9 protein-coding genes are annotated in these 14934 nt (G+C 74.1%); all 9 read left to right on the forward strand.

Annotation, left to right across the window (positions count from 1 at the left end):
* The first annotated feature begins 796 nt into the window (after window positions 1-796).
* The 9 genes from ACIRS1_RS32545 (at window position 797) to ACIRS1_RS32585 (ending at window position 14812) form a co-directional block, all read left to right on the forward strand.
* The gene (locus ACIRS1_RS32545; protein ID WP_360211942.1) at window positions 797-2341 is read left to right on the forward strand and encodes a cytochrome ubiquinol oxidase subunit I; all 1545 of its coding nucleotides are present in this window, start codon (window positions 797-799) and stop codon (window positions 2339-2341) included.
* Window positions 2342-2360: 19 nt separating this feature from the next.
* Entirely contained in the window at window positions 2361-3386 is a 1026-nt protein-coding gene (cydB, locus tag ACIRS1_RS32550; protein WP_360211940.1) for a cytochrome d ubiquinol oxidase subunit II, read from the forward strand.
* A gap of 4 nt (window positions 3387-3390) precedes the next feature.
* Window positions 3391-6894: a thiol reductant ABC exporter subunit CydD gene (gene cydD / locus ACIRS1_RS32555; RefSeq protein ID WP_402845703.1), complete on the forward strand. Its 3504-nt coding sequence runs from the start codon at window positions 3391-3393 to the stop codon at window positions 6892-6894.
* A gap of 52 nt (window positions 6895-6946) precedes the next feature.
* Complete coding sequence (locus tag ACIRS1_RS32560) at window positions 6947-8770, forward strand: GAF domain-containing protein (RefSeq protein ID WP_402845704.1); 1824 nt, start codon at window positions 6947-6949, stop codon at window positions 8768-8770.
* 328 nt (window positions 8771-9098) lie between these two features.
* Window positions 9099-9434, forward strand: coding sequence for a hypothetical protein (locus tag ACIRS1_RS32565; protein ID WP_360211934.1), 336 nt, complete (start codon window positions 9099-9101; stop codon window positions 9432-9434).
* On the forward strand, window positions 9424-9828 hold the full coding sequence (locus ACIRS1_RS32570) for a hypothetical protein (protein WP_360211932.1): 405 nt from the start codon (window positions 9424-9426) through the stop codon (window positions 9826-9828). The genes ACIRS1_RS32565 and ACIRS1_RS32570 overlap by 11 nt, the downstream gene beginning before the upstream one ends.
* Before the next feature lie 324 nt (window positions 9829-10152).
* Window positions 10153-11190: a PstS family phosphate ABC transporter substrate-binding protein gene (locus tag ACIRS1_RS32575; RefSeq protein ID WP_387905097.1), complete on the forward strand. Its 1038-nt coding sequence runs from the start codon at window positions 10153-10155 to the stop codon at window positions 11188-11190.
* Window positions 11191-11280: 90 nt separating this feature from the next.
* Window positions 11281-11871: a hypothetical protein gene (locus ACIRS1_RS32580; protein WP_360211928.1), complete on the forward strand. Its 591-nt coding sequence runs from the start codon at window positions 11281-11283 to the stop codon at window positions 11869-11871.
* 235 nt (window positions 11872-12106) lie between these two features.
* Entirely contained in the window at window positions 12107-14812 is a 2706-nt protein-coding gene (locus tag ACIRS1_RS32585; RefSeq protein WP_402845705.1) for a hypothetical protein, read from the forward strand.
* The last annotated feature ends 122 nt before the right edge of the window (window positions 14813-14934 follow it).

The raw sequence follows: 14934 nt of genomic DNA on the forward strand, positions 1-14934 counted from the left end.
ACACGGACCCGACCGCCACGAGATCCTGGAATCGAGTCCGTGCTACCTCGATCAAAGCCGGACAGTTGGGGGGAATCCCCTATCGAACACCCTCTTAGGGCGTGTCGACCGGACCCTGGTCCGGGAGGGCGTCCTCCCGGAGCGCCGCCGCGGTGTCGGCGGCCAGGGCGCCGGCCGCCGTGACGGTGGCGGCCAGCGCCGCCGGGTCGGCGCCGGGGGCGGCGAGCAGGGCCGCGGCGCGGTCGCGGAACCAGGGCGGGGTGGCGGCGAGGGCGCCCTTCTCGTTCAGGCACCAGCGCCGGTCGTGCGCGTGCGGTGCCTGGACCAGGACGCCGACGGCGCGGGAGAGGCAGAGCGAGACGTGCAGGACGTCCCCGCGGGCCGCGCCCGGCGGATCGGGTCCGCTGACCGCTGACCGCCGCGCCGGCCGACCCGCCGCGCCGGCCGACCCGCCGCGCCGGTCGACCGCGGTGCCCGCGCCGTCCGGTCCGGCGCGGGCACCGCGCTGTCAAGCGCCGGATCGGCCAAGACCGCGCCGGCATCTGCCCGGGCGTTCGTTGTCGCCGCCGCGGGCGTGTCCGCAGACTGTGCGCACCGCCACGCTCCACCACGCACGGTATCGCCGGTCCGAACCCCACCCCGCCTGCGATTCATCCGTAAGCATGATGGATACTGCTCCTTGTGAACGTGTTCACGTTCACAAGCGGGCAAGCTTGCGTGGCCGGATACCGGTCTGCAGCTATAGATGAAGTTTGTCCGAAACGCGCCCCGCGGGGCAGGTTGGAGAGAGGGCGACGTGGAACTGGCAATCGCTCACGAGACCATCGCGCGATGGCAATTCGGCATCACCACCGTCTACCACTTCCTCTTCGTCCCGCTCACCATCAGCCTGGCCGCCATCGTGGCCGGCCTGGAGACGGCCTGGGTGCGGACGGACAAGGAGAAGTACTTCCACGCCACGAAGTTCTGGGGGAAGCTCTTCCTGATCAACATCGCGATGGGCGTGGTCACCGGCATCGTGCAGGAGTTCCAGTTCGGCATGAACTGGTCCGACTACTCCAGGTTCGTGGGAGACGTCTTCGGCGCCCCGCTCGCGATGGAGGCGCTGATCGCCTTCTTCTTCGAGTCCACCTTCATCGGCCTGTGGATCTTCGGCTGGGACAAGCTGCCGAAGAAGCTGCACTGCGCCTGCATCTGGATGGTCGCGCTGGGCACCGTGCTCTCCGCCTACTTCATCCTCGCGGCCAACTCCTGGATGCAGCACCCCGTCGGCTACACGATCGACCCGGCCACCGGCAAGGCGCAGCTCACCGACATCACCAAGGTCCTGTTCCAGAACACCACCCTGACCGTGGTGGCGCACACCCTGACCGCCGCCTTCCTCACCGGGGCCGCCTTCGTGGTCGGCATCGCCTCCTTCCACCTCTGGCGGGCCAAGCGCCGGCCCGAGGGCGCCGACCCGAAGAGGACCGCCGTGATGCGCACCTCGCTGCGGCTCGGCCTGGTGCTCGCCGTGGTCTTCGGCGCCGGCACCGCGCTCAGCGGCGACTCGCTCGCCAAGGTGATGTTCGAGCAGCAGCCGATGAAGATGGCCGCCGCCGAGGCGCTCTGGGACACCCAGTCGCCGGCGCCGTTCTCGATCTTCGCGGTCGGCGACGTGAGCAAGGGCCACAACTCGGTCGAGCTGGAGGTCCCCGGGATACTGTCCTTCCTCGCCCACAGCGACTTCAACTCCTCCGTCCCCGGCATCAACGACACCGCGGCCGCCGAGGCCGCCAGGTACGGGGGCGACCCCAAGGACTACATCCCGAGCATCTTCGTCACCTACTGGGGCTTCCGCCTCATGATCGGCTTCGGGATGACCTCCTTCGTGGCCGGCGTGATCGGACTCTGGACCACCCGCCGCAGGCTGTTCCTGCGGCCGGAGTTCCGCACCGGCGACACCGAGGTCCCGCGGCTGATGCTCACCCCCGGGCGGGAGCTGGGGCCGTTCCTCACCAAGTGGAGCTGGCGGATCGGCATCCTGACCATGGGGTTCCCGCTGATCGCCAACAGCTTCGGCTGGATCTTCACCGAGATGGGCCGTCAGCCCTGGGCCGTCTTCGGCCTGATGACCACAGCGAACGCGGTCTCCCCCAACGTCGGGGTCGGCACCCAGATCGGCGCCCTCACCACCTTCACCGTGCTCTACGCGATCCTCGCCGTCGTCGAGGTCCGGCTGCTGGTCAAGTACGCCAAGGCCGGGCCGGTGGTGACCGAGCAGCCGCCCGCGAAGGACCCGTCGCTGCGCGGCCCGTCCGCGGACGACGAGGCCGACAAGCCTCTCGCCTTCGCCTACTGAGGACCACAGGGGATCTGACATGCAACTCCACGACGTCTGGTTCGTACTGATCGCGGTCCTGTGGATCGGCTACTTCTTCCTGGAGGGCTTCGACTTCGGGATCGGCATCCTCACCAAGCCGCTCGCCCGCGACACCGCCGAACGGCGGGTGCTGATCAACACCATCGGCCCGGTCTGGGACGGCAACGAGGTCTGGCTGCTGACCGCCGGCGGGGCCACCTTCGCGGCGTTCCCGGACTGGTACGCGACGCTGTTCAGCGGCTTCTACGTCCCGCTGCTGGTCATCCTGGTCTGCCTGATCGTGCGCGGCGTGGCCTTCGAGTACCGGGCCAAGCGCGAGGGCGCCCGCTGGCAGCGGAACTGGGAGGAGGCGATCTTCTGGACGTCGCTGATCCCGGCCTTCCTGTGGGGGGTGGCCTTCGCCAACATCGTGCGCGGCGTCGACATCGACGCGCAGAAGAACTACGTCGGCACCTTCTGGGACCTGCTCAACCCGTACGCGATCCTCGGCGGCCTGGTCACGCTCAGCCTGTTCACCTTCCACGGTGCGGTGTTCGCGGCGCTGAAGACCGTCGGCGGGATCCGCGAGCGGGCCAGGGCGGCCGCGCTGCGGACCGGCCTGGCCGCCGCGGTGCTGGCGCTGGTCTTCCTGGTCTGGACGCAGGGCGACAGCGGCAACGGCCGCAGCCTGGTGGCCCTGGTGGCGGCCGTGCTGGCGCTGGTCGGCGCCCTGGTGGCCACCCGGCTGGGCCGCGAGGGCTGGGCGTTCGTCCTCTCCGGGGCGACCATCGTGGCCGCCGTCGGGATGCTCTTCCTGGCGCTCTTCCCGAACGTCATGCCGTCGACCCTGAACGACGGGTGGAGCCTGACCGTGGGCAACGCGGCCTCCTCGCCGTACACGCTGAAGCTGATGACCGTGGTGGCCGCGGTGTTCACCCCGCTCGTGCTGCTCTACCAGGGCTGGACGTACTGGGTGTTCCGCAAGCGCATCGGCGTCCAGCACATCCCCGGGCACGCCCCGGCCGCCGCGCCCGAACAGGTGTGACGCCGTGAAGCCGGTCGACCCCCGACTGCTCGCCCAGGCCCGCACCACCCGGGCCTTCCTCGCCGGATCGGTCCTGCTCGGCGCGGCGGGCGCGGCCCTGGTGGTCGCGCAGGCCGGTCTGATCGCCGAGATCGTCGTCCGCGGCTTCCAGCGCGGCGCGACCACCGGCGAGCTGACCGCGCCGCTGCTGCTGCTCGTGCTGACGGCCGTCGGGCGCGGGCTGGTCGGCTGGCTCACCGAGCTCACCGCGCACCGGTCCGTCGCCCGGGTGAAGTCCACCCTGCGGCGCCGGCTGCTCGACCACGCCACCGCGCTCGGCCCGGCCTACCTGGCGGGCCGGCGCACCGGCGAGCTCACCACCCTCGCCACCCGCGGCGTCGACGCGCTGGACGACTACTTCTCCCGCTACCTGCCGCAACTGGCGCTCGCCGTGGTCGTCCCGGTGATCGTGCTGCTGCGGATCGTCGGCGCCGACCCGGCCTCGGCCGCGATCATCGCCGCGACGCTGCCGCTGATCCCGCTGTTCATGGCGCTGATCGGGATGGCCACCCAGGCCCGGATGGACCGGCAGTGGGACACCCTGGCCCGGCTCTCGCACCACTTCCTCGACGTGGTGGCCGGGCTGCCCACCCTCAAGGTGTTCAACCGGGCCCGCACCCAGGCCGCCACCATCGCCCGGATCACCGCCGACTACCGCCGGGCCACCCTGCGCACCCTGCGGATCGCCTTCGTCTCCTCCTTCGCGCTGGAGCTGCTCGCCACCCTCTCGGTGGCCCTGGTCGCGGTCACCGTCGGCTTCCGGCTGGTCGACGGCACGCTCGACCTGGAGACCGGGCTGATGATCCTGGTCCTCGCCCCCGAGGTCTACTTCCCGATCCGCCAGGTCGGCGCGCTCTACCACTCCAGCGTCGAGGGGCTGACGGCCGCCGACGAGATCTTCCGGGTGCTGGAGACCCCGCCGCCCGCGGCCGGCACGCGGCCCGCGCCCGACCTCACCGGTGCCGTCATCACCGCCCGCGGCCTGGTCGTCCGCCACCCCGGCCGGACCGAGCCCGCGCTGGACGGCGCCGCCCTCACCCTGCGCCCGGGCACCACCACCGCCCTCACCGGGCCGAGCGGGGCCGGCAAGTCCACCCTGGTCGCCGTCCTGCTCGGCCTCACCGCGCCGGACGCCGGCACCGTGCGGATCACCGCCGCCGACGGGCGCGACCACGACCTCGCCGAGCTGGACCCGGACGGCTGGCGGCGGCAGATCGCCTGGGTGCCGCAGCACCCGCACCTGTTCGCCGGCACCGTCGCCGAGAACCTCAGGCTCCACCGCCCGGACGCCGACGACGAGCAGCTCTGGCAGGCCCTGCGGGCCGCGCACGCGCTCGACTTCGTCACCCGCCTGGACGCGCCCCTCGGCGAGGACGGCGCCGGGCTCTCCGCCGGACAGCGGCAGCGGCTCGCGCTCGCCCGGGTGCTGCTCGCCGACGACCGCCCCCTGGTCCTCCTGGACGAGCCCACCGCCAACCTGGACGGCGCCTCCGAGGCCGCCGTCGTGGACGCCGTGCGGGGGCTCGCCGAGGACCGGCGCCGCACCGTGCTGGTGGTCGCGCACCGGCCGGCCCTGCTGGCCGTCGCGGACGAGCGGGTCCGGCTGGCGGGCCCCGTCGCCGGGCCGCCCGGCGACGGGGAACCCGCCCCGGCGCCCGCCCCGCTCGCGCACAGCGGCCGGCCGACCGGCGCCCCGGCCCCGGACGAGGAGCCCGCGGCCCCGGCGAGCGCCACGCCCCGGCTGGCGCTCGCCGTCCTGCTCGGCGCGCTCGCCCTCGGCTGCGCCGTGGCCCTGATGGCCACCTCCGGCTACCTGATCTCCCGGGCCTCCCAGATGCCGCCGGTGCTCTACCTGATGATGGCCGTCACCTCCGTACGGGCCTTCGGGATCGGCCGCAGCGTCTTCCGCTACGCCGAGCGGCTCGTCTCGCACGACGCCGTGCTGCGCACCCTCGGCACCCTGCGGGCCGCCGTCTACCGGCGGCTGACCGTGCTCGCCCCGGCCGGGCTGCCCGCCTTCCGGCGCGGCGACCTGCTCTCCCGGCTGGTCGCCGACGTCGACGCCGTCCAGGACCACTACCTGAGGTGGCGGCTGCCGGCCGCGGTGGCCGGCACGGTCTCGCTGGCCGCCGTGGTGGCGATGGGCGCGTTCCTGCCCGCCGCCGGGGCGGTGCTCGGGCTCGGCCTGCTGCTCGCGGGCGTGCTGGTGCCGGCCCTCGCCGCCCGCTGGTCGGCCGGCGCCGAACGACGGCAGGCCCCGGCCCGCGGCCGGCTCGCCACCGCCGTCGTCGACGCCCTCACGGGCACCGCCGAACTCACCGTCGCCGGTGCGCTGCCCGGTCGGCTCGCCGCCGTCCGGGCCGCCGACGCCGCGCTCACCCGGCTGGCCGCCCGCTCCGCCGCCACCACGGCGCTCGGCACCGGGCTGATCGCACTGCTCACCGGGCTGACGGTGGCCGCCGCGGCCGCGGTCGGCGTCCAGGGGGTGCGCGCGGGCGCGCTGGCGCCGGTCTGCCTGGCCGTCGTGGTGCTCACCCCGCTGGCCGCCTTCGAGGCGGTCACCGGGATGCCGCAGGCCGTCCAGGCCCGTCAGCGCAGCCGGGCCGCGCGGGCCCGGCTCGACGAGGTGCTGCAGGCCGAGGCCGCGGTGGCCGAGCCGGCCGAGCCCGTCGCGCTGCCGGAGCACCCGCTGCCGGTCGTGGTGCGCGGGCTGACCGTCCGGCACCCCGGGCAGGCGGCGGACGCGCTCGCCGGGGTGGACCTCGACCTGTCCCCCGGGCGCCGGATCGCCGTGGTCGGCCCCTCCGGCTCCGGCAAGACCAGCCTGGCCCAGGCGCTGCTGCGGTTCCTGGAGCCGGGCGAGGGCGCCGTCACCTTCGCCGCCGGCCGCCCGGAGGCGGTGGACGGCCGCGCGCTCGCCGGTGAGGACGTCCGCCGGGTGATCGGGCTCTGCGCGCAGAACGCCCACGTCTTCGACAGCTCGCTGCGGGAGAACCTGCGTCTCGCCCGCCCGGGCGCCGGCGAGGACGAGCTGCGCGCCGCGCTCGCCGCCGCCCGCCTGCTGGACTGGACGGAGCGCCTGCCGCAGGGCCTGGACACCATGGTCGGCGAGCACGGCGCCCGGCTCTCCGGCGGCCAGCGGCAGCGACTGGCACTGGCCCGGGCCCTGCTGGCGGACTTCCCGGTGCTCGTCCTGGACGAGCCCGCCGAGCACCTCGACCTGCCCACCGCCGACGCGCTCACCGCCGACCTGCTGGCCGCCACCGCGGGGCGCAGCACCGTGCTGATCACCCACCGGCTGGCCGGGCTGGACGACACGACGGTGGACGAGGTGCTGGTGCTGGACGGCGGCCGGGTCGCCGAGCGGGGCCGCTGGTCGGAGCTGCTCGCGGACCGGGACGGGCGGCTGCACGCGATGTGGCGGCGGGAGCGGGAGGCGGACGGGCTGCTGGAGCCGGTGGGGTCCTGACCGCCGTCGTGCCGTCCTTCGGCTGAAAACCGTACAAACTAGGCTCTTCTTCATGGACCCCACGCCAGACCTCCCCGCGGCCGCCCCCGAGCCGACCCCCCACCGGGTGCCCGAGATCGCCTCGCTCGGCCTGGACACGCTGGTCACCGAGGTCGCGGAACGCCTCCAGTCGGCCGCCGCGGTGACCGACCGGATGCAGCGGCTGCTGGAGGCGGTGGTCTCGATCGGGGCGGGGCTCGACCTGCACGCCACCCTGCACCGGATCGCCACCGGCGCCGCCGAGCTCGTCGACGCCCGCTACGCGGCGCTCGGCGTGATCGCCCCCGGCGGCACCGGCCTGGCCGACTTCATCCACGTCGGCGTCGACGACGCCACCGCCGCCGCCATCGGCGAACTCCCGGCCGGCCGCGGCATCCTCGGCGCGCTCATCGACCGCCCCGAACCGCTGCGCCTCACCGACCTCGGCGCGGACCCGCGCTCCTCCGGCTTCCCGCCGCACCACCCGGAGATGAAGACCTTCCTCGGCGAGCCGATCCGGATCCGCGACGAGGTGTTCGGCAACCTCTACCTCACCGAGAAGCTGGGCGGCGGCGCCTTCACCCCCGAGGACGAGCAGGTGGTCCACGCCCTCGCCGCCGCGGCCGGCGTGGCGATCGAGAACTCGCGGCTGTACGAGGAGGGCCGGCGGCGGGAGCGGTGGATCGCCGGCGCCGCCGCCGTCACCACCGCGCTGCTCTCCACCGACCAGGCCGAGACCGCGCTGACCGTCGCCGCCGAACAGGTGCGGGAGCTGGCGGACGCCGCGCTCGGCATGATCCTGCTGCCGACCGGCCCGGTGGAGGGCGGCGACGGCCGGCCGGGCGACGGTCAGATGCGGGTCGCCCACGCCTCCGGCGAGGCCGCCGAGTTCGTCCGCGGCGAGCTGCTGCCCGAGGGCGGCCTCGCGGCCCGGCTGCTCGCCGGGGAGAGCGTCTACCTGGACGACATGTCCAGCGATCCGACGGTGGTGATCCGGGTCGCCCGCGGGTTCGGCCCGTCCATGGCCGTCCCGATGGTCGCCGCGGGCCGGGTGCTCGGCGGGCTCTGCGTCTGGCGTCCGCGCGGTGCGCTGCCGTTCACCGACGCCGAGAAGCAGCTCGCCGAGACCTTCGCCTCGCAGGCCGCGCTGGCCCTGCGGCTCGCGGAGGGCCAGCGCGACCAGCAGCGCCTGGCCGTCTTCCAGGACCGCGACCGGATCGCCCGGGACCTGCACGACCTGGTGATCCAACGGCTGTTCGCGACCGGGATGATGCTGGAGAGCGCGGCCCGCAGGTCCGTCGTCCCGGAGGTGAAGGTCGGCATCGGCAACGCGGTGGACGAGCTGGACGCGACCATCCAGGAGGTCCGCACCACCATCTACGCGCTCCAGCACGACAACCACGGGGACGCCCCGGACACCCTGCGCACCCGGGTGATCCGGGAGGCCAGCCAGGCCGCGGCGGCGCTCGGGTTCAAGCCCTCGGTGAGCTTCGTCGGGCCGGTGGAGAGCCTGGTGGGCGAGCGGACCGGCCGTCAACTCCTCGCCGCACTGCGGGAGATGCTCTCCAACACGGCCCGGCACGCGCGGGCCTCCCGGGTCGGGGTGGAGATCGACGCGACCGTGCACCTGGGCGACACCGGCCGGCCGGTCGGCGGCGATCCGGAGTCGCTGGAGCGGGCCGGCCGGCCGGGGGTGCTGCTCACCGTGACCGACGACGGCGTCGGCATCCCGGAGGGCGGCCGGCGCAGCGGCCTGCGCAACCTGACCCGGCGGGCCGAGGCGCTCGGCGGGGACGCCTGGCACGAGGCCGGGCCGCACGGGAAGGGCACCAGGGTCCGCTGGACGGCCCGGTTCTGACCGGTTCCGCACCCTGGAGCGGTCGTTTCCGGTTCCGCTTGCGGGTCGCCCCGGGGGTGCTCCGGGGCCCCTCCCGGCCCGGGCGCACCACCCTCACCCCGCCGGCGGGTGAAAGTTAAACGAGGGAGAACTTCCCGACCAACAGCGCAAGTTGTGAACGTTTTGGGCTTTCCGTGGGTCTGTGTGCACACATAGCTTTGCTCCCGTCTCGGAGGGGAAACCGGACGGGGGAGCAGTGGACGCGTCGGGCCGCGGTCACACCGCAGCAGGGGCACATCGAGGCGGGTTCAGGGCCGAGCGAGCCCCGGACGGTCGGTACCGCTGGCAGTTGAAGGCGCCGAACGGGCGGGTGGTGGCGATCACCCCGGCCGCGTTCGACACGCCCGGCGAGGCCGAGCGCGGCTTCGACGGGCTGCGGGCGGGCGCCGCCGAGCTCACCGCGCGGATCACCCACGTCCGGGACGGCATCGGCTGGATCTGGGTCATCCCCGGTTCGCGCACCCTCCCGGAGGTGCGCTCCAGCCGCGCGTACGAGCGGTACGCCACCTGTCAGAACGCCTTCCGGCGCTTCGTCGTGCTGCTCGCCAAACAACCCGCGCGCGAGCTACCGCCCCGCGAACTCCCCTCGAAGACGGTGCCGTTGAGACGCCCCGATGGCCGCTGAGCGGCGCGGTCCGCGGCTGCTGATCGTCCCCGCACCCGACCGCTGCCTCGGCTGGGCGCTGCGCGCCGCCAACGGCCGGCCGCTCGGCGTCGGCGTGCGCACCTACCGCAGCGAGGAGGAACTCGCCGAGGCGGTACGGGAACTGCTCATCGAACGGGCCGCACTGCGGTGCTCGGTCGTCCAGTCCGAGGGCCGCCAGTGGGCGTGGTCCGCCCACCTGCCGGTGCGCAGCACCCGGCGGGCCGCCGTCGAACCCGCTCCGGTCGCCCGCAGCGCGCGCGGGTACCTCCGGCGCGACCAGTGCCAGGCCGGCGTGGAGGGCTTCCTGGCCGGACTCCAGTGGCTCGGGCAGGAGTCGCGGCGCGCCGGGCGGGACGCCCGCTGGCCGCTGTAGGCCGTGCCCGGCCGGTCCGCACGTGCAGTCCGGTAAAGCGCAGGTATCCGGCAACACCCCGAGCCGCCACCTGGAGAAGAACGTCACCGGCCGCCGGGGCACCCGTCACCGGTCCACCGCGAGCCTCCTGACCAGTGGCTAAACCTCGTCGAAGCGATGAGTCGACATTCCCGACCCGCCCTCGACCGCCCTTCCGGCGGAACCTGCCCGCCGGACAGGATCGGCACTGCCGGAGCGGCCGCCGCGGACGCGGCCACCGGCCCCGCACTCCCACCGGAGTCCGGGTCACGCGATGGACGTCTCTCCCACCGGAGGAAGAGAAACATGCGTAAGACCGCTGCCAAGCTGCTCACCGTCGCCGCCCTCGCGACCTCCCTGGCCACCGTCGCCAGCGGCACCGCCCTGGCCGACCCGGCCTCGCTGCCGGCCGCGCAGGACATCGTCGGCGTCGGCTCGGACACCACCCAGGCGCTGCTGAACCAGTTCTCCACCGACTACAACGCGACGGTGGCCGGCACCACCGCGCCGCGGCTCTACAGCTGGGACGCCACCGGCACCTCGCCGATCACCACCAAGACGGGCGCCACCTCCATCGCCCGCCCGAACGGCTCCGGCGCCGGCATCACCGCGCTGAACACCAACACCAGCGCCACGGTCGACTTCGCCCGCTCCTCGCGCGGCCCGGCGGCCACCGACCCGACCACCGACGACTTCATCGCCTACGCGAAGGACGCGGTCTCCTGGGCGGCCCTGGGCACCGGCGGCCACGCGCCGGCCAACCTGACGACGGCCAACCTGAAGGACATCTACACCTGCGCCGTCACCAAGTGGAACCAGATCGACCCGTCGCTCTCCTCCGCCACCATCAAGCCCCAGCTGCCGCAGGCCAGCTCCGGCACCCGCTCCTTCTTCCTGCAGGCCATCGGCGGCGGCACCGCCGTCACCCCGGGCGCCTGCGTCACCACCGGTGTCCAGGAGAACCAGGGCTCCGACCCGGTCCTCAACGACGCCGACATCCTGGTGCCCTACTCCGTCGCCCACTACATCGGCCAGGTGTACTTCGGCAAGGGCAGCGGCTCCGACGTCCAGGGCCCGCTGACCATCCGCAGCGTGAACGGCATCGCCCCGGTCGACACCGTGAACAAGGTCATCAGCTCCAGCTACGCCGCCACCGCGTACGGCCGCGTGGTCTACAACGTCGTGCGCCACGCCGAGTGGATCGCCACCGACACCCACGGCACCGCCCTGCGCGCGATCTTCGGCCCGACCGGCTGGATCTGCAAGAGCGGCTCCGCGGACATCAAGAGCTACGGCTTCCTGCCGCTGCCGTCCTTCGCCTGCGGTAGCGCCACCCACTCCTGAGCCGTCCCGCTCCACCCGGCGGCCACGGGCCCCGCGCCCGTGGCCGCCGGCCGCACCGACAGCCACACCACCTCTCCCAAGGAGCTCCGCATGGCAAGATCGCGCGCACGCCTGGCCGCAGCCGGCGCCGCCGTCGTCCTCACCGTGACCGGCCTGAGCGGTGCGGCCGCCGCCGACGCGGCCACGCCGTCCACCGGCAGCGCGGTGATCACCAACGACGCCACCTTCCTGGCCCAGGCCGCCCTCAAGGGCATCCTGGTCGTCCCGCTGCAGCCGGCGGCGCCGGCCTACGACAGCACCACCGGCCTCACCACCACCTTCCCGGTGACCGGCGGCGCCGCGAACATCCCGCAGTTCTACGGGGACGTGAACCTCGGTGGCGGCCTGCTCTTCGTCAACCTCGCCAACGGCAAGAGCGTGACGTTCAAGCAGCTGGACTTCCACGTCGACACCTGGCAGATCAACGCCGTCCCGGTCGGCGGCACCACGCCCGTCGCGCTGCTGGACCCGGCGGGCGACAACGTGATCGGCCGGACCGGCACCACCCAGAACCTCTCGGCCTCCAGCCTCCAGGTGGACGCGGCCGGTGCGCAGTACCTCGACGCCAAGCTCGGGACGAGCTTCTTCACCGAGGGACAGTCGGTCGGCTCGCTCGCGCTGACCTTCACCCAGGGAAGCTGACCGGCAGTTTCGGGGCGGCTTCGCCGCAGGTCGACGGGTCCGCGCCTCGGCGCGGGCCCGTCCGCATTCGGAGTTCCCAACTCCGGTGCGGAGTCGTCGCGTTGTGGTCTCGTACACCCGGTCGACCCGATCCGGCCATGTCCGGCTGGCCGAATGGTACGCACCGGAGCCATCGATCACAGCGCGACCGACCCTCGTGCCGCCGCGGCGGCCGCAATTCCCGGAGGTGCCCGCCATGAGAATCCGCGAACCCGACCCCGGACACCGGGGGAGGTGGAGCCGGCGCCTGTCGGCGCTGACCCTCGTCTGGGCGGTCGTGGCGGCGATCGCGGTGGTGCCGCTCGGCCTGGGCACCGCCCCGCAGGCGCACGCGGCGGGCTCCACCACGGTCACGGGGCCCAAGGTGTGGCAGCCGGCCAGCGGCAGCTACGGCCCCGAGGGCAGCGTGACGGTCTCGCAGACCGGCAACCTGACCAACCAGGTGGTGCAGGTCTCCTGGAGCGGCTTCACCCCCACGGTCGGCCGGCCCGGCGGCGAGCCCGTGACGGTCGTCCAGCCCTACTCGGACAAGGCGATGTACCCCGTCCGGATCTACCAGTGCCGCGGCGAGGACCCGGCGATCACCGACTGCTACGGCAGCACCCTGTACGGCGGTGACCGGGACAAGGGCTTCGAGCAGAAGTTCCCGGCCGCGGGCAACGCCCCCGACTTCCCGTCCAACGCGGTGATCGCCCCGACCGGCCCGGACGGTTCCGGCGCCGCCTCGATCGAGATCCTCACCGGCCAGCAGGCCCCCACGCTGGGCTGCGACGCGCAGCACAAGTGCTCGATCGTCGTCGAGCCCAACTACGGCGGGGACCCGCTCGACCTCCACCAGGAGCAGAACGGCGTCCCGAACTGCGACAACCACGCGATCGACGACGACGGCTTCTTCTTCTACGCGGCGACCGACAGCGTCATGCAGGGCGTGGAGAACTGGGTCACCGGGAACAACGCCAACGAGCAGTGCGCCTGGCGCAACCACGTGGTGGTCCCGCTGGACTTCGCCCCGGCGCCCGCCGACTGCAAGGTCCAGCAGGCGTCCTTCAGCACCGCCGGCCTGGAGATGGCCAACCGGACCATGCAGCAGTGGCGGACCGGGCTCTGCCTGGGCAGCTCCCCGATGTCGCTGCAGTACATCATCGCCACCGGCGAGCCGCAGGCCCGCGCCGACTTCCTGGCCGGCACCGGCACCGACCTCGCCCTGGTCGCCCGGCCCGACCGCTCGCCGGCGCCCCGCCCGTACGTCTACGCCCCGCTGGCGAGCACCGGCATCTCCGTGGTGTACGTGGTCGACGACCCGACCACCGGCCGCCAGATCCGGGACATGAAGCTGAACGCCCGGCTGCTCGCCAAGATGCTCACCCAGTCGTACGCCGCGCTGGGCCCGGTGATCCCCTCCGTGGAGGGCAACCCCAACTGCCTCTTCGCCGACCCGGAGTTCCGCGCGCTCAACCCCGAGAGCGCCAACCTGCACTGGCCGAACTGCAGTTCGCCGGAGGAGCTGACCCCGACCGTGGTCGGCGGCACCACCGACCTCACCTACCAGCTGACCTCCTGGATCGCCGCCGACCCGGACGCCGCCCAGTTCCTGCAGGGCGCGCCCGACCAGTGGGGCATGCACGTCGACACCTTCTACCTGCGGCCCGCGTTCACCGGCTACCCGGTCGAGGCGCTCCAGCGGCAGGACAACTCCGGCGTCCCCGGCGGCAAGGACGCCGCGGGCATCTGGAAGCAGCTGGAGTGGAACCCGACCCTCGGCGGTCTGGTCGACGTCTCCCGGACCATCCTGCAGAACCGGATGACGGCGCTCTCCTCCAACATCCTCAACGGCAACTACCAGAAGCGCCCGGCGCAACCCCAGGGCAGCCGACGGCTGTTCGCCATCATGGACGCCGGCCAGGCCCAGGCCTACAGCCTGCCGGAGGCCGCGCTGAGGAACCCGGCCGGCGGCTTCGTCCAGCCCGACCGGTCCGGCTTCGCCGCCGCCGTGGCGGACATGCCGGTCGACGCCCTCACCGGGACCCAGACCCTCCCCTACGGGCAGGCCGGCAGCGACTTCGCGCGGGACCAGCGGGCCTACCCGCTGACCGCCGTGCAGTACGCGATGGTCCCCACCGCGGGCCTGTCCGCCGAGAAGAGCGCCGCCGTGGCCACCTTCCTCGGCAAGGTCACCGACCCGGGCTGGGGCCAGCTCTACGGCGTCGAGCCCGGCCGGCTCGCACCGGGCTTCCTCGGACTGACGCAGGCCCAGCTCGCCCAGGCCCAGGACGCGGTGAAGCACGTCTCGGCCCAGGACGGCAGCTACCCCGGCAACCAGACGCCGCCCGCGCCCACCACCGAGCCGAAGCCCCCGACCACCGCTCCCGACGGCGGCGGGACCGCCACCGGCGCCGGCTCGACGGGCGGTACCACCGCGGGCGGCACCGCGGCGACCGGCGGCACCGGCCAGTCCGGCGACGGCGGCGCCACCGGCGCCACGGGGAGCGGTGGAGCGACCGGCACCGGGGACGCCACCGGCGGCAGCGGCTCCACCACCGGCTCGACGATCGCTTCCACGACCGGCTCCACGGGCACCGGCAGCAGCCTCGGTTCCGGCGGCACCGGGAGCGCCGCGACGGCCGGCGGCACGGCCACCTCCGCCCCGGTGGCGGCCAAGGCCACCCCGGGCGCCGCCCCCGCGGCCACCGGCGGCCCGCTGGCCGCCGCCCCGGTCGCGGCCGGCGCCCCCGCGCCCGACCGGCCCGGCACCGCCCGGCTGCTGCTGCCCGTCGCCCTGATCGCCGGCCTGGTGCTGCTGGTCGGCGGACCGGCCGCGCTGTTCCTCGGCGGCACCCCGGCGGGGGCCAAGGCCCTGGCCGGTGTGCGGGCCCAGTGGGCGCGACTGCGCCGCAGGGGCTGAGACCGCGGCGCGCGGTGCTCGGCGGGGCCGCCGTCCCGGCCCCGCCGAGCCCGCGGCCCGCCGCGCACGCCGTTCGTCGAATCCGCCGTTTCCGAGCGCGCCGTTCCCCGAGCGCGTTCCCC

This window comes from Kitasatospora sp. NPDC101176, from assembly GCF_044768035.1.
Classification (GTDB): domain Bacteria; phylum Actinomycetota; class Actinomycetes; order Streptomycetales; family Streptomycetaceae; genus Kitasatospora.